Here is a 23,631-nt window from a genome sequence, read left to right as displayed (position 1 = left end):
ACCGGGGCATGTCGACCGGCGCGAAGATCGCCACCGGGTGCGGCGGCTGCCTCGCCCTGCTGGTCATCCTCTTCCTCCTCGGCGCGTGCCTGTCGGCACTGTCAGGTGACACGGCCACGGAACGGCCGTCGGTCTCCGCCGCGAGCCCGACCGACGAGGAGGAGCCCGAGGAGGCAGAGGAGGTCCTCTCGGAGGAGCCGGAACCGGAAGAGGAGCCGGAACCGGAGGAGCCCGACCCGCTCCAGTACAGCGGCAGCGGAGACGCCGTCCAGGACGTCGAGGTCCACGAGGACCCCCGCATCGCGACCTTCACCCACACCGGGTCCTCCAACTTCTCGGTCTGGGCACTCGACTCCCAGGGCGGACAGGGCGAGCTGCTCGTGAACGAGATCGGCCACTACGAGGGCACCGTCCTGTACAACGCGATGATGGGTGAGGAACTCGCCGCCCTGGAGATCAACGCCGACGGCCCGTGGGAGGTCTCCCTGGAGCCGCTGACCGCGGCCACTCCCTGGGAGTCCGCCGACGAGCCCTTCGAAGGCTCGGGCGACGAGGTGGTGCGGCTGGTGTGGGAGCCCGAGGGCCTCACCACCCTGGAGATGTCCCACCACGGCCAGAGCAACTTCGCCATCTGGGGCTACGACGACTCCACCCGCGACCTGATCGTCAACGAGATCGGTTCCTACAGCGGCGCGTCCACCCTGGCGGCGGGCACGCTGATCCTGGCGGTCACCGGGGACGGATCGTGGTCGCTGGACGTGTGAGGCGGCCCTGCACGGCACGATGCCCCCGGCGGAGTCCGCCGGGGGCATCGTGCCTTCTCGCCTGCTCAGTCGCTCTTGATGACGGGGATCATCCCCGTCACGGCCTCCGAGCCGCTGGGAACCGGGTCGGGCAGCAGGGACCGCACCCGGCGCCGGATCTCCTTGGAGATCCGCTCCTGCGGTTCGGCCGCGTCCACGACCAGGTAGCGGTCGGGGTCCTGCTTGGCGAGCGCCAGAAAGCTCTTGCGCACGCGCTGGTGGAACTCCAGCGACTCGCCCTCCATGCGGTCGGCCGGTCCGCCGAGCCGGGACAGCCCGGACTCGGGGCTCACGTCCAACAGGACCGTCAGGTCCGGGACGAGGCTCTGGGTGGCCCAGTCGCTGATCCCGCGGATCTCGTCGGCGGCGAGGTCGCGCCCCGCGCCCTGGTAGGCCAGGAGCGAGTCGACGTAGCGGTCGCTGATGACCACGGCACCGCGCCGGAGCGCGGGCAGGATCTCCTGCTCGACGTGGTCGGCCTTGTCGGCCGCGTACAGCAGCACCTCGGCGCGCGGGGTGATGTGCGAGTTCTCCCGGTCCAGCAGGAGTCCGCGCAGGCGCATGCCGAGCTTGGTCGCCCCCGGCTGACGGGTGCCGACGACATCGAAGCCCTGCTCGCGCAGCCACACGGTGAGCTCGCGGACCTGGGTGGACTTGCCCGCGCCCTCTCCGCCCTCCAGGACGATGAACGCGCCGGAGTACCCGGGCTCGCCCTCCTCCTCGTCCTCGGTGAGGTCCACACCGCGCAGCGCGGCGACCAGCTCGGGCACCAGGCCCGGGCCGGCCTCGGGGTCGTCGCGGTTCACCTGGCGGTAGCCGATCCACGCCACGACGACGGCGAGCAGACCGGCCGCCATCAGGACGACCCCGCTGCCGCGCAGGTCGTAGGTGAGGGGCCCGACGGGCACGGAGTAGTCGCCGATGAACCCGGCCGCCAACGCGGCGACCGCGGCGGAGACCACCAGGACGACGCGCGCGCAGCCGTGCAGGAACGCCGTCGCGCGGCCGCGGTCCTCGTCCTCGACCGCCTCGCCGAGCAGGACCGCGCCCAGGCCCCAGGCGATACCCGCGCCCACGCCCAGCAGGGTGGTGAGGACCGCGGTGAGCACCATGTCGGCGACGGCGCCGGTGAAGAGCAGGGCGAGTCCGGCCACGGCCGCGCTCACGCCGAACAGGCGCCGGCGGCTGAACTTCTTCAGAACGCGGGGGCCGGCGAACATCCCCAGGGCCATCCCTGCGAACACGGCGGCGAAGACCACGCCGAAGCCGGCGTTGCCCGCGCCCAGGCCCTCGACGTGCAGGCGGGCGACACCGATGACGGTGCCGCCGGCGGCCAGGGCGCCGAGCATGCCCAGCACCAGGCCGCGTCCGAGCCGCGTGGCGCCGACGGCGCGCCGACCGGTCCAGACCGACCGCAGGATGTCGGCGTCCCGGGTGCCGACCTCGCCGGCCTTGGCGGGCTTGTGCTTGGGAATCGGCAGTCCCGCGACCACGATCGCGGCGACGAGGAACATCACGCCGTTGAGGTAGAGCGCGACGTCCGCCTCGGGGCTGGCCAGGGAGGGCACCAGCGCGCCGAGCAGGTTGCCGACCGAGGCCAGCGCGGCGAAGAGCAGCGCGGCGAGGGGGGCGGTGGCGTAGCCGACCAGCAGGCACAGCCGTTCGGCCTCCCCCTGCAGTCGGCGCGGCACCAGGGTCGGAACGGCGGCGTCCTTGGCCGGGGTCCAGAAGAGTTCGACGACCTCGGCGAGGAAGGCCGCGATGAGCAGCCACTCCAGCGCGAAGCCGGGGAAGAACAGGCCGACGAGGGGGATGGAGACGTACAGCAGGGCGCGCAGCACGTCACCGGCGACCATCGTCCACCGGCGGTCGAGGCGGTCGGCGAGCGCCGCCACGAGCGGGCTCAGCACGATCGACGGGGCGAGCTTGATCACCACGACGCCGCCCACGGCCAGGTACTGGACGAGGGTGGGACCGTCGGCGGTGAAGATCGCCGCCAGGGACATCAGGGCCAGCAGGCTCAGCCAGTCACCAAGGCTGGAGAGGGTAAGCGAGATCCACAGCCTTTTGAAGGGTGTGATCGCGAGGACGTTGCGCGCCTCGTCCGGCGCTCCCAAAGGTGCAGATCTGCTCATAGCGCTCAAGATTATCGATGTGGGGGATAGGGATGGACGGGCTCACGGCCCACCGCGGGATTCGAGAGGAGTGATCAGAGGAGCGATCGGGGGCCACACACGTATCGACGCCCCCAGCTCTCACACACACAGTAGTACGGAAGTCCCCCTCGGAACAGATCCCGCGGGGCCCACCGTGCGGGATGCCTCCGCCCCGCGCCGAAGCGGGGGCGGAGGCCGGAGCGGCCGACGGCCGGCCCCTACTCCTGCGCGTCCTGTGACTTCTCCGCGCTCGTCCGCGGCACGCCGGTCTTGGCCGCGGCGGTGGACTTGCGCGTCGTCGTCTTCTTCGCGGTGGTGGTCGTGGTCTTCTTCGCGGCCGTGGTCTTCTTCGCCGCGGGCTTCTTGGCGGGCGCCTTCTTCGCCGGGGCCTTGGCCCGCCGCTCGGCCAGCAGCTCGGCCGCCCGCTCGTCGGTGATCGACTCGACCTCGTCACCCTTGCGCAGCGACGCGTTGACCTCTCCGTCGGTGACGTAGGGGCCGAAGCGGCCGTCCTTGATCACCATCTTGGCGCCGGACACCGGGTCCTGCCCCAGCTCGCGCAGGGGCGGGGCCGCCGCGCGGCGGCCGCGCTGCTTGGGCTGGGCGAAGATCGCCTGCGCCTCCTCCAGGGTGACCGTGAACATCTGCTCCTCGGTCTCCAGGGAGCGGCTGTCCGTGCCCTTCTTCAGGTACGGGCCGTACCGGCCGTTCTGCGCCGTGACGTCCTCGCCGTCCAGTTGGCCCACGACCCTGGGCAGGGACAGCAGCCGCAGCGCGTCCTCCAGGGTCACGGTGTCCAGGGACATCGACTTGAGCAGGGAGCTCGTGCGCGGCTTCTCCTTGGCCTTGGCCCGCTTGGGCTTGGCCTCGCCCTCCGCCTCGGCCGGGTCCTCGATGACCTCGGTGACGTAGGGGCCGAACCGCCCGGACTTGGCCACGATCGCGCGCCCCGTCTCGGGGTCGACACCGAGCTCGCGGTCGCCGCTGGGCTGCGCGAACAGCTCCTCGGCCTTGGCCTCGGTCAGCTCGTCCGGGGCCAGGTCCTCCGGCACGTTGACGCGGACGCCGTCGCGGTCCAGGTAGGGGCCGTAGCGCCCGACCCGCAGCACGATGTCGGTCCCCGGCAGCGGCAGGGAGCTGACCTCCTTGGGGTCGATCTCCGAGAGGTGGTCGCCGACCAGTTCCTTCAGACCGGTCTCGTGACCGCCCTGCGCGTCCTCGCCGCCGAAGTAGAACCGGCGCAGCCAGGGCAGGCTCTCGGCCTCGCCGCGGGCGATGTCGTCGAGCACGTCCTCCAGGCGGGCGGTGAACGCGTAGTCCACCAGGTTGCCGAAGTGGCGCTCCAGCAGCTGCACGACGGCGAAGGCCAGGAAGGACGGCACGAGCGCCGTGCCCTTCTTGAACACGTAGCCGCGGTCCTGGATGGTGCCGATGATGGCGGCGTAGGTGGAGGGGCGGCCGATCTCCCGCTCCTCCAGCTCCTTGACCAGGCTCGCCTCGGTGTAGCGCGCGGGCGGCCGGGTGCTGTGCCCCTCGGCCTCCAGTGCCTGCGCCTTGAGCGGGTCGCCCTCGGACATCGGGGGCAGCCGCCGCTCGCGGTCGTCCAGGTCGGCCGCGGGGTCGTCGGAGCCCTCCACGTAGGCCTTGAGGAAGCCGTGAAAGGTGATGATCTTGCCGGTCGCGCTGAACTCGGCGACCTCGCCGCCCGTGGACGTGCCCTCGATGCGCACCGTGACGGACTCGCCGACGGCGTCCTTCATCTGGGAGGCGACGGTGCGCTTCCAGATGAGCTCGTAGAGCCGGAACTCGGGGCCGGACAGCTTGGTCTCGGCGGGAGTGCGGAACTCCTCGCCCGCCGGGCGGATCGCCTCGTGCGCCTCCTGCGCGTTCTTGACCTTGCTGGCGTACACGCGGGGCTTGTCGGGGAGGTAGTCGCCGCCGTACAGGCGCCGGACCTGGTTGCGCGCGGCCTTGACCGCGCTCTCCGACAGCGTGGTGCTGTCGGTACGCATGTAGGTGATGTAGCCGTTCTCGTACAGGCGCTGGGCGACCTGCATGGCCTGCTTCGCGGACAGGCCCAGCTTGCGCGAGGCCTCCTGCTGCAGGGTCGTGGTGCGGAACGGCGCGTAGGGCGAGCGGCGGTAGGGCTTGCGCTCGACGGAGCGCACCGCGAAACCGGCGCCGGCCAGTCGCTCGGCCAGTCCGCGTGCGGCGGCCTCGTCCAGCTGGCGGACGTCGCGGTCCGAGCGCAGCGCGCCCTGGGGCGTGAAGTCGCGGCCCACGGCGATGCGCGAGCCGTCCACGGAGACCAGGGTGGCGGGGAAGGTCGCCGGGCCCTCGGGCACACCGGCCTCGGTGGCGTCGAAGACGGCCTTGAGGTCCCAGTACTCGGCGGAGGTGAAGGCCATCCGCTCGCGTTCGCGCTCGACCACCAGGCGGGTGGCCACGGACTGCACGCGGCCCGCCGACAGCTTCGGCATGACCTTCTTCCACAGCACCGGGGAGACCTCGTAGCCGTAGAGGCGGTCCAGGATGCGGCGGGTCTCCTGCGCGCTGACCAGGCGGGTGTTGAGGTCGCGTGTGTTGTGCGCGGCGCGCTGGATGGCGTCCTTGGTAATCTCGTTGAACACCATGCGCTTGACGGGGATCTTGGGCTTGAGCTCTTCGAGCAGGTGCCAGGCGATCGCCTCGCCCTCGCGGTCCTCATCTGTGGCGAGGAGGAGTTCGTCGGCGTCCGCCATGAGCTCCTTGAGCTTCTTGACGTGCGACTTCTTGTCCGGGTTGACGACGTAGAGGGGCTCGAAGTTCCCGTCGACGTCCACGCCGAGCCGCGCCCAGGGCTGTCCCTTGTACTTGGCGGGGATCTCGGCGGCCTTGGCGGGCATGTCGCGGATGTGGCCGATGCTGGACTCCACGACGTAGCCGCGGCCCAGGTATCCGGCGATGGTCTTCGCCTTGGCGGGCGACTCGACGATGACGAGAGCGGTGCCCGCCCCTTGGCGTCCGCTGTCCTTCGAGCCGTTCTTGCCGGCGCTGCCCTTCGTGGGTGGCACGCTTTTCCCCTACGTCTAGCCTTACGTGATCTCTTCGGCCGCGGTCTGTCGGTTCCCGTGGGAACCGACAGTAACCGAATTCCAGGCACTCCCCCGTCGATGGGCCCGCGTGGCCGCTCCGTGTACGGGAGGTGCTCCCTCTCGGTCGGCCGGGGCTCGTTCCCACCGGCATCCGCAGAATAGGCGCTCGGCGAACCGCTACCGCCCCGTATCGCACGTGTGCGTCCGTGGCAACAGTCTCCCCCCATGGGTCGAGGGCTCCGACGAGCACCTGGAACACCTCGTCATAGTGAGTTGCGTCACACTTGCCTGACCGGGTGCCCCATGCCTCCCAGAATGCGGCGAGTCCTCCCGGATATTCCCGGGAGGACTCGACTCTCGTCCTGAGCTGGTGGTCGTCACCCCCACGCTTCCGCAGTCCACCGCGTTCCAAACGGAACGGAAGCGCGAAGGCGACTCACCTCACCCGTGACCGCGGCACCGAAGTGCCGTTGCGGGGCCCGTGCACGGATCCGCGACCATGACCTCCAGGTGCTCGGCGACCCGCAGTCCACCGCGTTCCAAACGGAACGGGACGCCTTTTCCCGTCGGTCCCGGCCGTCCGTGGCCGTGCCCCTGATCTGGACCCCTACAGGCCGACGCCCGTCAGGCCGAGGACCTCGTCCACGGGGTTGGGTGCCTCGGGCAGCTCGTCGGCGTACTCCGGAGCGTGCTCCTCGACGGCCTGGGCGGTGGTCTCGCTCAGGGTGTAGTCGACGGGCAGCATCTCGGAGACGGGCACCTCGGGCAGCTCGTTCACGACGGGAGCCGCGTCCAGAGCGCCGGACTGGTGCTCGACGGGCGCGCTGTGGTGCACGACCGCGTCACTGTCGGTCGAGGAGGCGCCCGCCATGCCGGCGACCGCGCCGACGGCGTTGCCCGCGACGTTGACCGGCACGTCCGCGTCGGCGACGAGCTGGTTGCCGCCTGCCAGGGAGCCGTTGCCGGAGGTGGCGACGTCGTTGTCGTCGTGCGCCACGATCGCGTCGGAGTCGGTGGTGGCCGCGCCGGCCACCCCGCCCACGGCGCCGACCGCGTTGCCGGTCACGTTGACCGGCACGTCCAGGTCGGCGACGGCCTGGTTGCCGCCCAGGATCGAGCCGTTGCCGGAGGTCGCGATGTCCGGGTCGCCCCAGGACTGGTGCTGACGCTCGGCGGGAGCCGACTGGCGGGCCACGCCCATGTCGACACCGGAGGTGTCGGGCAGCGGCTGGACACCGTTGACGACCTCGCCGACCAGGTCGGTCGGGGTCAGGTCGGTCGCACCGGACTGGTGGTCCCGGTAGCCGTCGTGGTGGCCGTGGTGGTCACCGTGGTGGTGGCCGTGGTGGTGGCCGTGGTGCTCCGCGACGATCGCGTCGGAGTCGGTCGCGGCCGCGCCGGCCACGCCGCCCACGGCGCCGATCGCGTTGCCCGCCACGTTGACCGGCACGTCGGCGTCGATGACGGCCTGGTTGCCGCCCAGGATCGAGCCGTTGCCCGAGGTCGCGATGTCCGGGTCGTCGTGGTGGCCGTGGTGGCCGCGGTGGCCGTGGTGCTCCGCGACGATCGCGTCGGAGTCGGTCGCGGCCGCGCCGGCCACGCCGCCCACGGCGGCGATCGCGTTGCCGGTGATGTTGATCGGCACGTCGGCGTCGGCGACGAGCTGGTTGCCGCCCAGGATCGAGCCGTTGCCCGAGGTCGCGATGTCCGGGTCGTCGTGGTGGCCGTGGTGGCCGTGGTGGCCGCTGTGCGCGGCGTCGTGCACGACGACGGAGTCGGCGTCGGTGGAGGCGGCGCCCGCCACGCCACCGAGCACGCCCACGGCGTTGCCGGTGACGTTGATCGGCACGTCGGCGTGGCCGACGAGCTGGTTGCCGCCCAGGATCGAGCCGTTGCCCGACGTGTGGACGTCGCCGCCGCGGTCGACCACGGCCGCGTCGGAGCCGGTGCACTGGGCGCCGGACACACCGAGCAGGGCGGAGACGGCGTTGCCGCAGACGTTGATCGGCACGTCGGCGTCGGCGACGAGCTGGTTGCCGCCCAGGATGGAACCGTTGCCGGAGGTGGCGATGTCACCGTCGGCGAAGGCCACACCGCTGCCCAGCGCGACGAAGCCCGCTGCCAGAAGCATGGACTTGGCTGAGGTCCTAGCCCACTTACCCATGTGGGAAGTCCTTTCGAGAGAACGAGTAGATCAGAAGCTGCTGTGCGTGGGGCCACAAGCCGTTCCACGCCCCTGGATGGGGTACGGGGCCACGGCCAAGGCCGGGGATCATCCGGACGTCCGCGCACCTGGACGGTGCGTGTGCGCCGGGCTGGTGAACACCTCTCCGTCGCGCCCGCTGGTTGCGGGCGAACGCGTGCGTCCCGTCGGTCAGCTCCGCTCTGGTTGAGCGGCGGCTGACGTGAACCCCGCGGACATGGCCTCGGCCGATGCTGCGGGACTCGCGTCAACCCCCGGACCGCGAAGGGCCCGGGAAGCCGATCAGTGGCGTGTGCGGCGGCGGAGTCCGACGAGGACGAGCCCGGCGCCGGCCAGGACGGCGGCGGCGGCCGCCGCGATCCAGGAGCCCAGGTCGGAGGCCCCGGTGCGGGGAAGCTCCGGCGTGCCGTCCGAGGGGCCCTCGGAGGGGCCTTCCGACGGACCCTGCGACGGGCCTTCCGACGGACCCTCGGAGGGGCCTTCCGACGGGCCTTCCGAGGGGCTCTCCGAGGGCTTTTCGGAGGGGCCTTCCGACGGCCCTTCCGACGGGCTCTCCGAGGGGCCTTCCGAGGGACCCACCGACGGGCCCTCGGACGGGCTTTCGGAGGGCTCCTCCCCGGGCGGCGTGTAGCCGTCGTAGCCGTCGTGGCCGCCGGGGCCGGGACCGCGGGTGGACGACGCCTCTTCGACGGTGGCCCCGCCGTCCGCGCACTGGGCTCCGGCCAGGCCGAGGACCGCGACGGAGTTTCCGCAGACGTTGATCGGGGCGTCGGCGTCGACGTCGATCTGGTTTCCGCCGCCGATCGATCCGTTTCCGCTGGTGGTGGTGTCGGCGTGGGCCCCTGCGGCCCCGCCGATGGTGAGCAGGCCCGCTGCCACGAGGGCGGTGATCCTGGCCTGAGTCGCGTGCGTCATTGCGTGTCCTTGGGTCACTGAGAGGTCAGATGGCTACTCACGGTGACCGCGGCGGCGACTCCGAGCCGAAGGCTGTGGAGGATGGCGCCAGCCTGAGGCATGGCGACTGCGCGTGGGAGCGCGAAAGGACCGGCCGCGGTCGTGAGCGCGACTAGTCGGGGGAGAAGGTGGGGTCGTCCGCGGCGTCGCGGACCACCAGGGTGGGGTCGCCGGGGAGGGCGACCCGCTGGGCCTGCGGCGCGAGGTGCGCCGCGCGGGCCATGAGGAAGCCGACGGCGGCCGGCTGCGGGAAGGTCGGCGCGGTGGCGCCCGTGGCGTCCGCGTGCCCCTGGTGGTGCGTGCCACCGCCGCCGATGAGGCGGATGCGCTCACCGAGGTCCTCGGCCTCGTCCGCCGCCCGCTCCGCGGCCTGCTCGGCCGCGGTGTGGTGGGCGTTGTGCGCGGCGGCTCCCGCCGCGGCGCGGGCGGTCCTGGTCACGCGCTCCATCTCCGAGCGCGAGACGCCGCGCTCGGCGGGACGCGCGGTCCCGGTGGACTCGGCGGCGTCCTCGACCTCGGAACCGAGGTCCGGCAGTCGGCCGGAGACCACGGCGTCGGCGGTCTTCGCGGTGCCGTCGATCCCCTCGTTGACGCCCCGGGTGGAGTCGGTGAGGCCGTCGGCCACGGTGGTGGCCAGACCGGTCTCGCGCAGGGAGTCGTCGGCGGCGCCGGCGACCCCGTGCCCCGTGCGGGTGATGCCGTCGACCAGGTCGCCGGCCCCGCGCGCGGTCCCGTCCACCACCTGGGTGGCGTCGTCGACGACCCGGTTGGCGGCGGTTCCCGTGGAGGTCTCCCCGAGTGCGGACGTGACGCCCGACTCGTTCAGTGCGGTCGCGGGCAGCGACGCGGCCTGGGGCACGACGTCGCCGGTCAGCGTGCCGGTCACCGCGGCGGCGTTGGCCGTGGCGTCGGAGAGGCGGGCGGCGCGGATCTCCTCCGCGGCCGCCTGTCCGGCGCGCTCGGTGGCCTCACCCGTCTCCAGGACGCTGTCGACGAGCCGGCCCGAGTCGGAGGTGGTCCCGCCGTGGGCGGCACCGAACCCTCCGGCCAGCCAGGCGACGACCAGGAGGCCGGACAGGAGCAGCAGACGGGCAAGGACGACACGGTCGCCACAGGCAGCGCGACTGGTGATGACCAGCCACCCCCGGCCCGTGAGCACCATGCATGCCCCCTCGTCTCGTTCCCGATGTTCGGCCCCGGTCGGTGTGCCACCGGGATCGTCCGACGTGCCGCATCCGGGCGCTCACTGACGCGAGCGCGGAACCACGACATCGTCGAACTGAAAGCAACCGTAGCATCACGCTGAGTGAACATGCACGCGATCCGGAAACGTGCCGAGAACTTCTCGGAGCGAGGCAGCACATATCGGACGCGCGAAGGCGGCCCGCGCCCGCGGGCGCGGGCCGCACGGGGTCAGCTCAAGCCGACGAACCGGTCCAACACGCGCACGCCGAACTGGAGGCCGTCCACGGGAACGCGCTCGTCGACGCCGTGGAACATGCCGGCGAAGTCCAGCTCCGGGGGCAGCTTCAGCGGGGCGAAACCGTAGTTGCGCACGCCCAGCCGGGAGAAGCTCTTGGCGTCGGTTCCGCCGGAGAGGCAGTACGGCACGGCCTTGGCACCGGGGTCCTCGGCCAGGAGCGACTCCGACATCGCGCTGACCAGCCCGCCCTCGAAAGGGGTCTCCACCGCGGGCAGGTGGTGGATGAACTCGCGGTCGACCTTGGGGCCGAGCAGGCGGTCGATGACGGCGAAGTATTCGTCCTCGGCCCCGGGCAGGAACCGGCCGTCCACCTGGGCGGTGGCCTCGCCGGGGATGACGTTGGCCTTGTATCCGCCGCCCAGCACCGTGGGGTTGAGGGTGTTGCGCAGGGTCGCGCCGATCATCCGGGCGATCGGGCCGAGCCGGGCGACCGTGGCGTCCACGTCGCGCTCGTCGAACTCGATCCCGAACGCCTCGCAGACCTCCTCCAGGAAGGTCCGCACGGTCGGCGTGAGCTGCACGGGGAACTCGTGTTCGCCCAGCCGGGCCACGGCCGCCGCCAGCTCGGTGACCGCGTTGTCGGTGTTGACCATCGACCCGTGGCCGGCGGTGCCGCGCGCGGTCAGCTTCATCCAGGCGATGCCCTTCTCCGCGGTCTCCACCAGGTACAGGCGCCGGTTCTCGTTCACGGTGAAGGAGAAGCCGCCGACCTCGCTGATCGCGGAGTCGCAGTCGGCGAAGAGCTCGGGGTGCTCGTCGACCAGGTACTGGGCGCCCCAGGTGCCGCCCGCCTCCTCGTCGGCGAGGAAGGCCAGCACGATGTCGCGCGGCGGCCGGCGCCCCTCGCGCAGACGCTGGCGCAGCATGGCCAGGACCATGGCGTTCATGTTCTTCATGTCGACGGCGCCGCGGCCCCACACGCACCCGTCGGTCACCTCGCCCGCGAAGGGGTGGTGGGTCCAGTCCTCGGGCGCCGCCGGGACCACGTCCAGGTGTCCGTGGATCAACAGGGGCGGGCGGCTGGAGTCCTCTCCCGTGATCCGCGCCACCACGTTGCTGCGCCCGGGGTGCTTCTCGTAGATGGTCGACTCGACGCCGACCTCGTCGAGCTTGCCCGCGACGTACTCCGCCGCCTTGCGCTCACCCGGCCCGGAATGGTCGCCGTAGTTGGAGGTGTCGATCTCGATGAGCTCCCTGCACAGGTCGACGACCTCGACCTCCGCCGCGCTCAGTCCGCTGTCCGTGTCCGGCATCTGCCGCTCCCGTCGCACCGCACCGTTGCCCTACTTGTCCCCCCGACCCTGCCACGGCCACCCCCCGCCGGAAAACATGGTTCGGACAGGTCCTGGGTTTTGCTATGGTTGTCCTGTCCGGCACTGAGGAGTGCCGAACACACCCTGTCCGGGTGGCGGAATAGGTAGACGCGCTAGCTTGAGGTGCTAGTGCCCGTATAGGGCATGGGGGTTCAAGTCCCCCCTCGGACACTCGCAACACATCACTCCCAGGTCATCGGCCTGGGAGTTTTTGTGTGTCCGGAGCGCCCGGAGGCCGTGCCGGTGGTCGCGGCGCTCTCTGAGCGCGGGATACCGCACCGTGACGGCGAGGTCCTGCCTCCGGTCGGCTTCACGCTCCCTCCTACCCGGAGGAGTGCTCGCCTGAGGCGCGATCGCGCCGGGCCAGGCGATCGCGCACGGCCCGGGAGCTCGTGAGCGCGCCCGCGATGACCGTCGCCAGGCACACGGCGGCGGCCACGAGCAACGCCCCCATCTGGAACCCCCCGTCCTCGATGAGGAAGAGGGCGAACCCACCGATGGCCGTGGCGATTCCGGCGACGACCCACCAGGGAGCGGCTCTGCGGTGGACCTCGTACCAGGCCTCGTCGCTGTCCGCCGTGAGGGTGGTCCGGATACCGAGATAGGGGTTGGGCGGCAGCTTTCCCCTGGCACCGGCGTGGGCGGCGGCGAGGAGCAGGGCCGCGGTGGCGAAGACCACGAGAGAAGTCGACACCAGCGCACCCCCCTCCATTCGCTCGGCGGCGACCGGAACGAGTTCCCCAGGCGTTCCGGGAAGGGTCCTGAGATGCACGTGGTGACTTTCCCTTCTGACCTGACCGCGCACTCGTGGCACTCCGCCTCTGGCGGAGGTCTCCCCTTTCTCCGGCCCCGCATGCTGATCGCGACGGTGAAGGGCGGCGCCGCGGCCCCCGCCGCCGAACGCGGATACACCGGGGCGACCATCAAGGGGATCGCCGAGGCGGCGGGGGTCTCGATCGGGCTGGTCCAGCACCACTTCGGGACCAAGGAGGACCTGCGGCGGGCCTGCGACGCCTACGCCGCCGAGACCCTGGGCAGCCTCGGCGGCCTCGGTGTCACCGACGGGGAGATCACCGACCCCGGCTTCCTCGCCGGCGTGTTCCAGCACAGCCCGCTGATCCTGCGCTACGTGGCCCGCCATAGTCGACGGCTCCCCGTCGGCCGCGTCTTCGACAACGGCGCCGCGGTCGCCGAGGCGTTCCTGAGTCAGACGTGGCCCGAGCGCTTCCCCTCCGGTTCGGACCGGGCGCGCGACGCCGGAGCGGTGATGGCCGCGATGCACCAGGCGACGATCGTGCTGCACGAGCACCTGTCCCGCCGGATGGGCGCCGACGTGCTCGCCGGTCTGCGGCGCCGGGACCTGCTCGCCTGACCGGGTGGTCGGCCGCGGCGTCAGTCCTCGACGGCGGCCAGGTCGCGGACGACCGACAGGGCCTCCTTGACGTGCTTGTCGATGACGGTCATCGAGTTGAAGACGTGGCGCACGGTCCCCTGGCGGTCGATCACGTAGGTGACCCGGCCCGGGAGCAGGCCGAGCACCGACGGGACTCCGTAGTCCTTGCGCACCGCGCCGCCCTTGTCGCTGAGGAGGGTGAACGGCAGCTCGTGCCGACCGGCGAAGGCGGCGTGCCGGTCCACCGAGTCGGAGCTGATCCCGATCACCTCGGCGCCCGCCTCGGCGAACACCTCGTGGCTGTCTCGGAAGGCGCAGGCCTCGGCGGTGCAGCCCGGCGTGTCGTCCTTGGGGTAGAAGTACAGGACGACCACCCGCTCGCCGAGCCGGTCACGCAGCCGGACCCGGTTCCCCGACTGGTCGGGGAGGGTGAAGTCGGGGGCCGTGTCGCCGGCCCCGATACCGCGTGTGCCGCGTGCCATGTCGAACCTGTCTTCCGTGGGGGACGACCGTCGCCGCGAGCCTACCGAACGGGCTCCGCACGTACCCCGGCGCACCGTTGGCGGCGCGCGCCGGATGCGGCCCGTGCCGGATGCGGCGCCCCGCTCGGGGTAGGACCCTGTCGGCCGGGCCGAACGCGCGGCCGCGGCACGCCCGCCCCGAGTCTGGAGAGCCCCCCATGGTGGAACCCGTCGTCCTCCCGCACACGATCCGCGGCGCCGGTCCGCACGGCGTCCTCGCCCTGCACGGCTGGTTCGGCGACCGTACGAGCTTCGAGCCGCTGCTGGAGCACGCCGACGGCGAGCGCTTCAGGTACGCCGCCATGGACCAGCGGGGCTACGGCGAGGCGCGGGGTATCGAGGGCGCGTACACGACCGCGGAGATCGCCGCCGACGCCCTCGCCCTGGCCGACCACCTGGGGTGGCGGACCTTTTCCGTGGTCGGCCACTCCATGGGCGGCAAGGTCGCCCAGCACCTCGTCGCCCTCGCGCCGGAGCGGGTCCGCGCGATCGTGGGCGTCTCCCCGGTCCCGGCCGCCGGCGCGGGCTTCGACTCCGACGCCTGGGGCCTGTTCCGCGGCGCCGTCGACGATCCCGCCGCCCGGCGCGCCATCATCGACCTCACCACGGGCGGCCGGCTCCCCGGGGTGTGGCTGGAGTCCGTGGTCGCCGCGTCCCTGGCCTGTTCGACCAGGGACGCCTTCGCCGCCTACCTCCAGGACTGGGCCGGGGTGGACTTCCACGACTCGGTCAAGGGCAGCCCGGTGCCCGCCCTCGCGGTCGCCGGGGCGCACGACCAGGCGCTGTCCCCCGACGTCATGCGCGCCACGTGGATGGAGTGGTTCCCCAACGCCCGGCTGTACGTGTTCCAGGACGCCGGGCACTACGCGATGGACGAGACGCCTCTCGCGCTGCTGGCGGTGGTGGAGGACTTCCTGGCCTCGCTCGACGCCGCCGAATGACACCGAGCGGGCGTCACCGCCGCGCCGCGCCCGCACGATCGCGCTCGGGGACCCTGGCCAGCACCGACTTCTGGAGCGCCTCCAGCGGTCCCGACCCGAACCGGCGCAGCCACGGCGTCGCGACCGCCAGGAACAGGGCCGAGACCGCGGCCCAGAGCCCCATGACCCACCACGGGTCGGCCCCCGCCAGACCCGTGGCCAGTCCCAGGCCGAAGCCGTAGCAGACGAACGCGCAGAGCACGTTCTGCAGCACGTAGCCGGACATGGCCATCCGGCCCAGGGAGGAGAACGCGGTGACGACCGCCCCCGCGGGGTTCACCCGGTCCAGCAGCCATCCGACGAGCCCGACGTAGCCGAGCGCCACGATCGGCGCGGCCACGTAGCGGTCGACGAAGAACAGGTCCGGTCCCAGGAGGGCGACGGCCGCGTTCAGCGGCACCCCGACCCCCAGGCCCCACACGAGCATCCGGGTGCGGATACGGCGGCCGGTCTCGTCCGCCCCGAAGGCGCCGGCCCGGAACAGGCGCACCCCCAGCAGGAACATGAACAGGAGCAGCCCGAACGAGATGACCGGCTCCGCCCGCAGCAGCAGGGCGTTGTCCAGTCGGAAGGCCACCTGGTCCAGGTAGCTCCCCTCCGCGTACAGGGCCACGGCCTCGGGCGGCACGCCCGCGGCGCCCGGGGTCTCGGCCGGCGGCCGCAGCGCCAGGGCCGCCGTGAGCAGCCCGACCACCAGCAGGTGCAGGCAGGCCGACGTCCACATCACGGCGGACCGGACCCGCTGCGACCTGGTCAGCAGCCAGGCGACCAGCAGCGAGACGACCGCGTAGCCCATGAGGACGTCCGCGGCGAAGACCAGCGTGAAGTGCACGAGGCCCTCGGTGAACAGGAACAGCGCCCGCCACTTGTAGCGGCCGGGCCACCGGGCGCCGCGCCGGGCGGCCGACCGGAACTGGATGGCCAGGCCGACCCCGAACAGCAGGGTGAGCATGGCGAGGAACTTGCCGTTGGCCGCGAGGAAGAAGACGCCCCGCGCCAGGCCGTCGAGGGACGGGTCCGCCGCGAACGCGCCCATGGGGCTCATCGCGTCGCTCTCGAAGATCATGATGCTCTCGCCGCCGCGGGCGGTGAAGAGCCACACGTTCGAGGCGAGGGTGCCCAGGATCGCGACGCCGCGCAGGACGTCGAGCAGGGGCAGTCGGGTACCGGCACCGGAGGCCTGCTCGCCCCGGGTTCCCGGTGTGGTCGGTCTGGTCATGCCGGCCGCCTTGCGCATGGTGGGAAGGGTGGTCACGGGCTCTCGGGGGCCGGGAGGAGCCGGTCGAGGTAGGTGTGCAGCGCGGCGCGGACCGCCTCCTGCGCGAAGGCGTCCCCGCCGGTGACGAGGTGGTGGATCGACAGGCCGTCCACGAACGCGACGAGTCCGGCCGCCTCGGTCCGGCCGTCCAGGTCGGGCCGGAACTCGCCCAGGCGCACGCCCTCGTCCAGTGCGCGGGCGAGCGCGTCCAGGAGTTCGGCGGTGGTGTCCCGGTGCAGCCGGGCCATCTCCGGATCGGTCTTGGTGGCCGGGAGGAACTCCAGCCAGACGGTGATCTCCCTCTGCCGCTGGTCGTCGAGGGGCAGCAGGGTCTCCGCGGCCCGGAACAGCCACTCCCGGACCGAGCGGACGGGTTCCGCGCCCTCCGAGACCGCCCGCAGCCGCGCCTCCGCCCGCTTGTACATGTGGTCCACGCCGAAGCGCAGGAGCTGGGACTTGGTGCGGAAGTAGCTCTGTACCAGGCCGATCGAGACCCCCGCCTCCTCGGCGACGTCGGCGAGGGTGGTCCGCGCCAGCCCCCGCTCCCCCACCGTGCGCAGGAGTGCCTCGGCGACCTGCCGCCGCCGTTCTTCGTGGTCCGCCGTCCGTGCCATGAAAAAATAATACGACAATATTTTCAAGGAGACCGGCCGGTGGCCGGATCCGGCCACGGGCGGGACGGTGACCGAGCCTCCCGGCCACCGCCGGGACCGGTGGCTCCGACGCGGCCGGGGCTATCCTGGGCGGGCCGACCGTTCCGGCGCGGCACCCGGACCCCCAGCACGGAGTGGACCAGGCATGGGCATCGATCAGGACGGCGTCGCCGCGGTTGCGCACGGCGACCGGCCCCTGCGCGCCGACGCGCGCCGCAACCGGGAGCGCGTCCTCACGGTCGCGCAGGAGGTGTTCGCCGCCGAGGGACTGTCCGTACCGGTCCACGAGATCGCCCGCCGCGCGGGCGTGGGCACCGGCACCGTGAGCCGCCACTTCCCCACCAAGCGGTCGCTGTTCCGGGCGATCCTGCTGGAGCGCCTGCACTCGTACGTGCGCCGGGCCGACGAGCTGTGTGACAGCGACGATCCCGGCGGCACGTTCTTCTCCTACTTCGCCTTCCTGGTCCACGAGGGCGGCATGGACCGCGGCCTGTCCGAGTCGCTGAGCGGTCCCGGCTTCGACAAGCACGCCATCGTCTCGAACTCCGACTACGACGTCACCGGAGCGCTGGGCCGCCTGCTCGTGCGCGCCCAGGACGCCGGGGCCGTCCGCGCCGACGTGACGGCCGACGACGCCATGGCCCTGCTGGTGGCCTGCCTGTCCCGACCGGCCGAGGGCGACGACGGCGCCGACGCGCGCCGGCGCCTCGTCGACATCGCCTGCCAGGGCATGCGCGCCTGACCCCTTCCTCCCCGCACCGAGCGTGCCCCGACTCCGGCCTCCGGACCCCCGAAGGAGAGCCCCCTTGCCCGGAATCACCCGACGCTCCGGCCTGCTGCTGGGCGGCGCCGCGCTGCTGACCGCCGCCGCCGGCGCCCCCGACCGCCCCTGGGCGGAGTGGGACGTGGCGGTGATCGGCGCGGGCGTCACCGGGCTGTCTGCGGCCCGCAACCTGACCGACCACGGTCTGCGGGTGATCGTGCTGGAGGCGCGCGACCGGATCGGCGGCCAGGTCCACACCGACCACGGCTTCACCTCGGTGCCCGTGGAGCTGGGCGCCGGACTGATCCACGGCGCCGCGGCCTCGACCTGGGAACTCGTGGACTGGGCCGGGGCGGACACCGTCCGGGTCCGCTCCGAGCAGCACTGGTCCCCGAGCACGGCCGTCGGCCGCGCCGCCGCGCCCCGGGACGACGACAGCGCGGCCGAGTACCTGCGCCGGCTGGGCGTCCCGGAGGCGGACTGGCCGCCGGTGTCGAGCGAGAACGAACCGCTGTCGCGGTGGAGCGCCACCTGGATGGTCGAGCGGGGCGAGTTCGACTGGTGGTCGGCGCCCCGTGCGGACTTTCGCGTGGTCGACGGCTACGACCGACTGCTGGCCCCGCTGGCGCACGGACTGCGGATCGACCTCGGCCGGCGGGTGCGCGCCGTGCGGTGGTCGGGCGGGGGCGTGGAGCTGACCATGCGGGGACCCGGGGGGACGGAGCGGGTCAGGGCCCGCCGGTGCGTGGCCACGCTGCCGATCCGCGTGCTCCGGACGGCGGACGTGGTGTTCGAACCCCCCTTGCCCGCCGCGCACCGCGACGCGATCGAGGCCCTGGACGCCACGGACGCGGTCAAGCTGGTGATGGAGTTCGACCGACCGGTCCTGCCCGCCGACACCGACGTGCTGCCCTCGGACGGCGACCTCGCGTTCTGGTCGGTCTCGCACCTGTCGCCGACCGCGCCCGAGGTGGTCTCGGTCTGGGCCGCCGGCGAGGCCGCCCGCGCGCTGCTGGCGCAGCCGGAGGACGAGCGGTTCGCCGCGGGGCTGCGCGCCCTGGGCGCGGCCGCGGGGCAGACTCCCCCGGACCCGGTGCGCCGCACCACGCACGACTGGACGCTCGATCCGCACAGCCGCGGCGCCTACCTGTACGTGCCGCCCGGCGCCCACGACGCGCCCGCCGCGCTCGCCGCACCGGTGGGCGGGGTCCTGTTCTTCGCCGGTGAGGCGACGACCGGGGAGAACACCGTGGAGGGCGCCTACGACAGCGGCTACGACGCCACCGACGGCCTGCTCGCCGATCTGTGAGCCGGGACGCGGGACCACCCCGATCACCCCTTGACCTCAATATTTGTTGAGGAAGAAGAGTGGGGTCCGTACACGAGGAACGAACCCTGGAGTGAAGAGATGCGCGCAGTCGTGGTGGAGAAGTTCGGCGGACCCGAGGTGCTGGTGGCCCGGGAGGTGCCCGACCCGGTCGCGGGCCCCGGCCAGGTCCTGGTGGACGTGGCGGCGGCCAACGTGATGTTCCTGGACACCCTGGTCCGCCAGGGCTGGGGCACGGACTTCTTCGACGTCGCTCCGCCCTACGTGCCGGGCAGCGGGATCGTGGGGCGGGTCGCCGCCGTGGGCGCGGGCGTGGCGGCCTCCTGGGTCGGCGCGACGGTGCTCTCCGACACCGGGACGTCCGACCCCGAGACCGGGCTCACCCAGGCCCCGGTCGACGGCTACGCGGCGAAGGCGGCCGTGGGCGCCGACGGACTGATCCGGGTGCCGGAGGGCATGGATCCCCAGACCGCGCTGGCCGTGCTGCACGACGGGCCCACCGCCCTGCTGTTGGCGGAGGCCGCGCGGATCGAGCGCGGGACGTGGGTGCTCGTGGCGGCGGCCACCGGCGGCGCCGGGAGCCTGGTCGTGCAGCTGGCCCGGGCGGCCGGGGCCCGCGTGCTCGGCGCCGCCCGGGGCGCGGCCAAGCTGGCGCTCGCCCGTGAGCTGGGCGCGGAGGAGACCGTGGACTACTCCGAGCCCGACTGGGTCGCGAAGGCGGTCGCGCTGACCGGCGGCGGAGCCGCGGTGGTCCTGGACGGCGCGGGCGGGGCGCTGGGCACGGCCGCGTTCGGCGCGGTGGCCGACGGCGGCCGCTTCGTCAGCTACGGGACGTCCGGCGGCGAGTTCACCGAGGTGCCCGAGGGCGAGGCGGAACGGCGGGGCGTCTCCGTGACCGGTCTGCTCGACCTGCCGCCGCAGCCCTCCGCGGAGAAGCGCGCGGCGACCGTGCGTGCCCTGGACCTGGTCGCCGAGGGCACGATCCGACCGCACGTGGGCGCGACCTTCCCCCTGGAGCGGGCGGCCGAGGCGCACGCCGGGCTGGAGGAGCGCACCACCCTGGGCAGGTCGCTGCTGGTGGTGTGAGCGCCCGGGGGCGGGTCGCCGTGCGGGCGGCCGAGGCGCACGCCGGAGGCCGAGCCCGTCACCGCGCCCCGCCCACGGGGCGGGCTCCGCCCGCGCCCGACCCCATCGAGGATCGCCACGCGTGCGTGCGGAACGATCCGGGCCCTCGCGTGTGATGCAATGTGCACGGATTCGCTCGACCGGGTCCGGACACCGCAGTCAGCATCGAGGAAGGAAGGTTGGCACGAGATGACCAACCGCGCGTACGTGATCGCAGGGTCGGAGGCCACCGGCGGGGCCGGCATCCAGGCCGACCTCAAGGCCTTCCAGGAGCTCGGCGTGTACGGGGTCGGGACGATCACCTGCATCGTCTCCTTCGACCCGAAGAACGGCTGGGGCCACCGGTTCGTCCCGGTGGAGCCCGGCGTCATCGCCGACCAGATCGAGGCCGCCACGGCCTGCCACGACCCGGACGTGGTCAAGATCGGCATGCTGGGCACGCCGGACACCATCGACGTGGTCGCCGACGCCCTGGAGGCCCGGACGTGGCGGCACGTGGTCCTGGACCCCGTGCTCATCTGCAAGGGGCAGGAGCCGGGCGCGGCCCTGGACACCGACAAGGCGCTGACCGCCCGCGTCCTGCCGCTGGCCACCGTCATCACGCCGAACCACTTCGAGGCGCGCACGCTGGCGGGCATGGAGCGGATCGACACCGTCGACGACCTGGTGGAGGCCGCCCGCCGCATCCACGAGCTCGGCCCGCGGCACGTGGTCGCCAAGGGCGGCACGGAACTGCCGGGCCCCGACGCGGTGGACGTGCACTTCGACGGCACCGACGTCACGGTCCTGCGCGCCCCGAAGATCGGCGAGGAGAGGGTGAGCGGCGCGGGATGCACGTTCGCCGCCGCGATCACCGCCGAACTGGCCAAGGGCGCCGAGGTGGGACCGGCCGTCGCCACCGCCAAGGCGATGGTCCGCGAGGGCATCGCGCGGCGTCTCACCACGCACGCGCCGTTCGCGTCGGTGGTCCCGATCGCCCCCGGAGCCTGACCTGGCCGTCCGCTCGGAACGAAATTTCCTCTCCCGACGGTTGAGCGCCCGCGAGTTCGGTTAGGGCTCAAGACAGGACGGCTTGAGAGGAGGCAGTCCATGTCCGAGAAGGACGAGTTCAAGAACAAGGCCGAGGAGTACAAGGGCAGGACCAAGGAGGGCCTCGGCAAGGCCACCGGCAACGAACAGTGGCAGGCGGAGGGCAAGAAGGAGAAGTCCACGTCCAAGCTCAAGCAGGCCGGTGAGAAGCTCAAGGACGCCGTGACCCCGGACAAGAAGCCGGGTGAACACTGAGGCGTGTGACGGTGGCCGCGCTCCCCGCGGCGCACCGGCCCCGGCGGCCCGCCCCCGTGGCGGGCCGCCGTCGTGTGCGGTGACGGCCGCGGAGCGCGCTCACTCCTCCAGGGTGTCGTCGAGGGAGAGCAGGAGCGTGCGCAGCAGCTCGACCATCCGCGCGCGCTCGCCCCCGTCCAGCCCCTCCAGCAGCCGCTCCTCGTTGGCGACGTGCCCCTTGACGGCCACGTCGACCAGCTCCAGCCCTTCCGGAGTGAGGCTGACCACGGTCCGGCGCCGGTTCTCCGGGTCGACCTCGCGGGAGACCAGGCCCCGCTTGACCAGGCGGTCCACCCGGTTGGTCATGGCCGCCGAGCCCACCATGGTCATGCGGACCAGCTCCTTGGGGGTCAGGGCGTAGGGAGCCCCGGACCGGCGCAGGGTGCCGAGGACGTCGAACTCCCACAACTCCAGGCCCTGTGTGACGAAGTACTCCTCAAGGCCGCGCACGAGCAGCCGGTTCAGCCGCTGGACACGTCCGATGAGCCCCATCGGCGAGACGTCGAGGTCGGGGCGCTCGCGGCCCCACTGGTCAAGGAACACATCGACGGCGTCGTTCATCCGGCGATGATAGCGCCGCGCGCTTGACGGATCGGAGCACCACGACCTAACCTTTCGATATCGAACGATTCGACATCGAAAGGTTCATCGTCGAAATGAGCGCTCCCCCTCCCCTGATCCCCCTCGCCGAGACCATCCGCGCCCGCCGCAGCATCCGGCGGTTCCGCCCCGAGCCGCTGCCCGACGCCCTCCTGGACGAACTCCTGGACCTGGCGGTCGAGGCCCCCTCCAGCTGGAACTTCCAGTCCCGATCCGTCGTCGCGGTCACCTCGCCCGAAGGCCGCGAGGCCCTCGCCCGCGCCGCGGGCGGCCAGGAGCAGCCCCGACGGGCGCCCGTCACCCTGGTGTTCGTCGCCGAGTGCGAGGCCTGGCGCCACGACCTGTCCGACGTCTACGAGACCGCGCTCGAACGCGGCGCCTGGTCCCCGGAGTTCGCCGAGATGACGGCCACCGCCGGCATCGACTTCCAGCGCGACCTCGACGCACGCGGACTCGCCCGCGAGTACGCGGTCAAGGACGCCATGCTCGCCGCGAGCTTCGCCATGCTCGCCGCCGCCGACGCCGGGCTCGCCACGTCCCCGATGAACGGCTGGGACGAGGCCGAGGTCAAGAAGGCGATCGGCGCGGACCACCGCGACGACCTCGCCATCGCGCTGCTGCTGTCGATCGGCTACCCGGCCGAGACCCGCGCCCACCCGGGGCGCCGCCCCCGGTCCCACCACGTGTACGCCGAGACCCACGGCACCGCCCGCACCGAAGGAGGACGGCGATGAGCGGACACCGCGTCGCCTTCGACTCCCTGCTCACGGCGCTCGCCCCGGCCGTGTGGGGCAGCACCTACCTCGTCACCACCGAGTTCCTGCCGCCCGACCGGCCCCTGCTGGCCGCCGCCGTGCGCGCCCTGCCCGCCGGACTCGTCCTGCTGGCCATCACCCGGGTCCTGCCCAGTGGGGTGTGGTGGTGGCGCTCCCTGGTCCTGGGCACGCTCAACATCGGCGTGTTCCTCTACCTGCTCTTCGTCGCGGCCTACCTGTTGCCCGGCGGCATCGCGGCCCTGGTCATGAGCGTGCAGCCCGTCGTGGTCCTGCTCCTGGGCGCGGCCCTGCTGGGCACCCGCATCCGGCTCGTCCACGTCCTGGCCTGCCTGCTCGGCGCCGCCGGGGTCGGGCTTCTGGTCGTGGGTCCGGAGGCGGCCCTGAACCCGCTCGGGATCGCGGCCGGGCTGGCCGCCGCCGCGTCCATGGCGACCGGCATGGTGCTCACCAAGCGCTGGGGCCGGCCGAAGGGCGTGGGCGTGCTGGCCATGACCGGCTGGCAGCTCACCGCGGGCGGGCTGCTGCTCGCTCCGGCCGCACTCCTCGTGGAGGGCCTGCCGGCGCACGTCACGGGGACCAACCTCGCCGGATTCGCCTACCTGGGCATCGTGGGGGCGCTGATCTCCTACGCCCTGTGGTTCCGCGGCCTGGAGCGCCTGCCCGCGCTGGCCGTGTCGTTCCTGTCCTTCGCCAGCCCGCTGGCGGCCACGGTCCTCGGATTCGCCGTCCTCGGGGAGGTCCTCACCCCGATCCAGCTCCTCGGCGCGTTGAGCGCGGTCGCGGCGGTCGTCCTCGTCCAGGTCACCGCGATCCCGCCGGCGCCGACCGCCCCCGCCGCTCCGGAGCGGGAGCCGGAACGGGCGGACGCCGGCCTGACGCCCGTCACCGTGTCCGGCGAGGCCCGCCACGCCGCAGGCGGCCGATGA

General features: G+C 72.7%; 21 protein-coding genes and 1 tRNA gene. 11 read left to right on the top strand and 11 right to left on the bottom strand.

What is annotated here, in order from left to right:
* Positions 1 to 8: 8 nt before the first annotated feature.
* Positions 9 to 764 (top strand): hypothetical protein, encoded by a 756-nt coding sequence (locus DFP74_RS14980; protein WP_121182265.1) that lies wholly within the window; start codon positions 9 to 11, stop codon positions 762 to 764.
* Between the two features lie 65 nt (positions 765 to 829).
* On the opposite strand, the gene tmk is transcribed toward DFP74_RS14980, so the two are convergent.
* The 6 genes from tmk to DFP74_RS14950 all read right to left on the bottom strand — a co-directional run bounded on the left by tmk (position 830) and on the right by DFP74_RS14950 (position 11,926).
* Positions 830 to 2,938 (bottom strand): dTMP kinase, encoded by a 2,109-nt coding sequence (gene tmk / locus DFP74_RS14975; protein ID WP_121182264.1) that lies wholly within the window; start codon positions 2,936 to 2,938, stop codon positions 830 to 832.
* Positions 2,939 to 3,177: 239 nt separating this feature from the next.
* A complete protein-coding gene (topA, locus tag DFP74_RS14970; protein WP_121182263.1) occupies positions 3,178 to 6,012 on the bottom strand; it encodes a type I DNA topoisomerase in 2,835 nt (944 codons plus the stop codon).
* Between the two features lie 628 nt (positions 6,013 to 6,640).
* Entirely contained in the window at positions 6,641 to 8,197 is a 1,557-nt protein-coding gene (locus tag DFP74_RS14965; RefSeq protein WP_121182262.1) for a hypothetical protein, read from the bottom strand.
* Positions 8,198 to 8,518: 321 nt separating this feature from the next.
* Entirely contained in the window at positions 8,519 to 9,151 is a 633-nt protein-coding gene (locus DFP74_RS14960; RefSeq protein ID WP_121182261.1) for a chaplin family protein, read from the bottom strand.
* A 151-nt stretch (positions 9,152 to 9,302) separates the two neighbouring features.
* On the bottom strand, positions 9,303 to 10,352 hold the full coding sequence (locus DFP74_RS14955) for a hypothetical protein (RefSeq protein ID WP_121182260.1): 1,050 nt from the start codon (positions 10,350 to 10,352) through the stop codon (positions 9,303 to 9,305).
* Positions 10,353 to 10,603: 251 nt separating this feature from the next.
* Complete coding sequence (locus DFP74_RS14950; protein ID WP_121182259.1) at positions 10,604 to 11,926, bottom strand: M20/M25/M40 family metallo-hydrolase; 1,323 nt, start codon at positions 11,924 to 11,926, stop codon at positions 10,604 to 10,606.
* Positions 11,927 to 12,072: 146 nt separating this feature from the next.
* Between DFP74_RS14950 and DFP74_RS14945 the strand changes: the two genes are divergently transcribed.
* Positions 12,073 to 12,157 (top strand) — tRNA-Leu (locus tag DFP74_RS14945).
* Positions 12,158 to 12,308: 151 nt separating this feature from the next.
* On the opposite strand, the gene DFP74_RS14940 is transcribed toward DFP74_RS14945, so the two are convergent.
* Positions 12,309 to 12,680 (bottom strand): SdpI family protein, encoded by a 372-nt coding sequence (locus DFP74_RS14940; protein ID WP_158613005.1) that lies wholly within the window; start codon positions 12,678 to 12,680, stop codon positions 12,309 to 12,311.
* A gap of 159 nt (positions 12,681 to 12,839) precedes the next feature.
* Here DFP74_RS14940 and DFP74_RS14935 point away from each other — a divergent pair, with 159 nt between their 5' ends.
* On the top strand, positions 12,840 to 13,358 hold the full coding sequence (locus DFP74_RS14935; RefSeq protein WP_121182257.1) for a TetR/AcrR family transcriptional regulator: 519 nt from the start codon (positions 12,840 to 12,842) through the stop codon (positions 13,356 to 13,358).
* A 20-nt stretch (positions 13,359 to 13,378) separates the two neighbouring features.
* On the opposite strand, the gene DFP74_RS14930 is transcribed toward DFP74_RS14935, so the two are convergent.
* The gene (locus tag DFP74_RS14930) at positions 13,379 to 13,861 is read right to left on the bottom strand and encodes a peroxiredoxin (protein WP_121182256.1); all 483 of its coding nucleotides are present in this window, start codon (positions 13,859 to 13,861) and stop codon (positions 13,379 to 13,381) included.
* 197 nt (positions 13,862 to 14,058) lie between these two features.
* Here DFP74_RS14930 and DFP74_RS14925 point away from each other — a divergent pair, with 197 nt between their 5' ends.
* Complete coding sequence (locus tag DFP74_RS14925; protein ID WP_121182255.1) at positions 14,059 to 14,841, top strand: alpha/beta fold hydrolase; 783 nt, start codon at positions 14,059 to 14,061, stop codon at positions 14,839 to 14,841.
* A gap of 13 nt (positions 14,842 to 14,854) precedes the next feature.
* On the opposite strand, the gene DFP74_RS14920 is transcribed toward DFP74_RS14925, so the two are convergent.
* Both DFP74_RS14920 and DFP74_RS14915 read right to left on the bottom strand, forming a co-directional pair.
* Entirely contained in the window at positions 14,855 to 16,099 is a 1,245-nt protein-coding gene (locus tag DFP74_RS14920) for a DUF418 domain-containing protein (protein WP_199725658.1), read from the bottom strand.
* Positions 16,100 to 16,131: 32 nt separating this feature from the next.
* On the bottom strand, positions 16,132 to 16,752 hold the full coding sequence (locus DFP74_RS14915; RefSeq protein ID WP_121182254.1) for a TetR/AcrR family transcriptional regulator: 621 nt from the start codon (positions 16,750 to 16,752) through the stop codon (positions 16,132 to 16,134).
* Between the two features lie 184 nt (positions 16,753 to 16,936).
* On the opposite strand from DFP74_RS14915, the gene DFP74_RS14910 reads away from it, so the two are divergent.
* The 5 genes from DFP74_RS14910 to DFP74_RS14890 all read left to right on the top strand — a co-directional run bounded on the left by DFP74_RS14910 (position 16,937) and on the right by DFP74_RS14890 (position 21,290).
* Complete coding sequence (locus DFP74_RS14910) at positions 16,937 to 17,533, top strand: TetR/AcrR family transcriptional regulator (protein ID WP_121182253.1); 597 nt, start codon at positions 16,937 to 16,939, stop codon at positions 17,531 to 17,533.
* Positions 17,534 to 17,597: 64 nt separating this feature from the next.
* Positions 17,598 to 18,863 (top strand): NAD(P)/FAD-dependent oxidoreductase, encoded by a 1,266-nt coding sequence (locus DFP74_RS14905; RefSeq protein ID WP_121182252.1) that lies wholly within the window; start codon positions 17,598 to 17,600, stop codon positions 18,861 to 18,863.
* Between the two features lie 99 nt (positions 18,864 to 18,962).
* The gene (locus tag DFP74_RS14900) at positions 18,963 to 19,967 is read left to right on the top strand and encodes a zinc-binding dehydrogenase (protein WP_121182251.1); all 1,005 of its coding nucleotides are present in this window, start codon (positions 18,963 to 18,965) and stop codon (positions 19,965 to 19,967) included.
* A 228-nt stretch (positions 19,968 to 20,195) separates the two neighbouring features.
* A complete protein-coding gene (gene thiD, locus DFP74_RS14895; protein WP_121182250.1) occupies positions 20,196 to 20,996 on the top strand; it encodes a bifunctional hydroxymethylpyrimidine kinase/phosphomethylpyrimidine kinase in 801 nt (266 codons plus the stop codon).
* Between the two features lie 99 nt (positions 20,997 to 21,095).
* The gene (locus tag DFP74_RS14890; RefSeq protein ID WP_121182249.1) at positions 21,096 to 21,290 is read left to right on the top strand and encodes a CsbD family protein; all 195 of its coding nucleotides are present in this window, start codon (positions 21,096 to 21,098) and stop codon (positions 21,288 to 21,290) included.
* A gap of 99 nt (positions 21,291 to 21,389) precedes the next feature.
* Here DFP74_RS14890 and DFP74_RS14885 read toward each other — a convergent pair whose 3' ends face one another.
* The gene (locus DFP74_RS14885; RefSeq protein WP_121182248.1) at positions 21,390 to 21,890 is read right to left on the bottom strand and encodes a MarR family winged helix-turn-helix transcriptional regulator; all 501 of its coding nucleotides are present in this window, start codon (positions 21,888 to 21,890) and stop codon (positions 21,390 to 21,392) included.
* Between the two features lie 95 nt (positions 21,891 to 21,985).
* On the opposite strand from DFP74_RS14885, the gene DFP74_RS14880 reads away from it, so the two are divergent.
* Together DFP74_RS14880 and DFP74_RS14875 are read left to right on the top strand one after the other, a co-directional pair.
* Positions 21,986 to 22,663, top strand: a complete 678-nt coding sequence (locus tag DFP74_RS14880) for a nitroreductase family protein (RefSeq protein WP_121182247.1) — start codon at positions 21,986 to 21,988, stop codon at positions 22,661 to 22,663.
* Complete coding sequence (locus tag DFP74_RS14875; protein WP_199725657.1) at positions 22,660 to 23,631, top strand: EamA family transporter; 972 nt, start codon at positions 22,660 to 22,662, stop codon at positions 23,629 to 23,631. Before DFP74_RS14880 ends, DFP74_RS14875 begins: the two co-directional genes overlap by 4 nt.

The organism is Nocardiopsis sp. Huas11 (assembly GCF_003634495.1).
GTDB lineage: Bacteria > Actinomycetota > Actinomycetes > Streptosporangiales > Streptosporangiaceae > Nocardiopsis.
The sequence above is the reverse complement of the archived record's forward strand: the minus strand, read 5'-3'. Positions and strand labels throughout refer to the sequence as shown.

Bases quoted from the DNA above. Each gene is read 5' to 3' on its own strand.
- DFP74_RS14915 (WP_121182254.1), bottom strand. From the start codon at position 16,752: ATGGCACGGACGGCGGACCACGAAGAACGGCGGCGGCAGGTCGCCGAG.
- DFP74_RS14980 (WP_121182265.1), top strand. From the start codon at position 9: ATGTCGACCGGCGCGAAGATCGCCACCGGGTGCGGCGGCTGCCTCGCC.
- DFP74_RS14965 (WP_121182262.1), bottom strand. From the start codon at position 8,197: ATGGGTAAGTGGGCTAGGACCTCAGCCAAGTCCATGCTTCTGGCAGCG.
- DFP74_RS14955 (WP_121182260.1), bottom strand. From the start codon at position 10,352: ATGGTGCTCACGGGCCGGGGGTGGCTGGTCATCACCAGTCGCGCTGCC.
- thiD (WP_121182250.1), top strand. From the start codon at position 20,196: ATGACCAACCGCGCGTACGTGATCGCAGGGTCGGAGGCCACCGGCGGG.
- DFP74_RS14950 (WP_121182259.1), bottom strand. From the start codon at position 11,926: ATGCCGGACACGGACAGCGGACTGAGCGCGGCGGAGGTCGAGGTCGTC.
- DFP74_RS14935 (WP_121182257.1), top strand. From the start codon at position 12,840: ATGCTGATCGCGACGGTGAAGGGCGGCGCCGCGGCCCCCGCCGCCGAA.
- DFP74_RS14880 (WP_121182247.1), top strand. From the start codon at position 21,986: ATGAGCGCTCCCCCTCCCCTGATCCCCCTCGCCGAGACCATCCGCGCC.
- DFP74_RS14925 (WP_121182255.1), top strand. From the start codon at position 14,059: ATGGTGGAACCCGTCGTCCTCCCGCACACGATCCGCGGCGCCGGTCCG.
- DFP74_RS14960 (WP_121182261.1), bottom strand. From the start codon at position 9,151: ATGACGCACGCGACTCAGGCCAGGATCACCGCCCTCGTGGCAGCGGGC.
- DFP74_RS14900 (WP_121182251.1), top strand. From the start codon at position 18,963: ATGCGCGCAGTCGTGGTGGAGAAGTTCGGCGGACCCGAGGTGCTGGTG.
- DFP74_RS14910 (WP_121182253.1), top strand. From the start codon at position 16,937: ATGGGCATCGATCAGGACGGCGTCGCCGCGGTTGCGCACGGCGACCGG.
- DFP74_RS14875 (WP_199725657.1), top strand. From the start codon at position 22,660: ATGAGCGGACACCGCGTCGCCTTCGACTCCCTGCTCACGGCGCTCGCC.
- DFP74_RS14920 (WP_199725658.1), bottom strand. From the start codon at position 16,099: ATGACCAGACCGACCACACCGGGAACCCGGGGCGAGCAGGCCTCCGGT.
- DFP74_RS14890 (WP_121182249.1), top strand. From the start codon at position 21,096: ATGTCCGAGAAGGACGAGTTCAAGAACAAGGCCGAGGAGTACAAGGGC.
- tmk (WP_121182264.1), bottom strand. From the start codon at position 2,938: ATGAGCAGATCTGCACCTTTGGGAGCGCCGGACGAGGCGCGCAACGTC.
- DFP74_RS14930 (WP_121182256.1), bottom strand. From the start codon at position 13,861: ATGGCACGCGGCACACGCGGTATCGGGGCCGGCGACACGGCCCCCGAC.
- DFP74_RS14885 (WP_121182248.1), bottom strand. From the start codon at position 21,890: ATGAACGACGCCGTCGATGTGTTCCTTGACCAGTGGGGCCGCGAGCGC.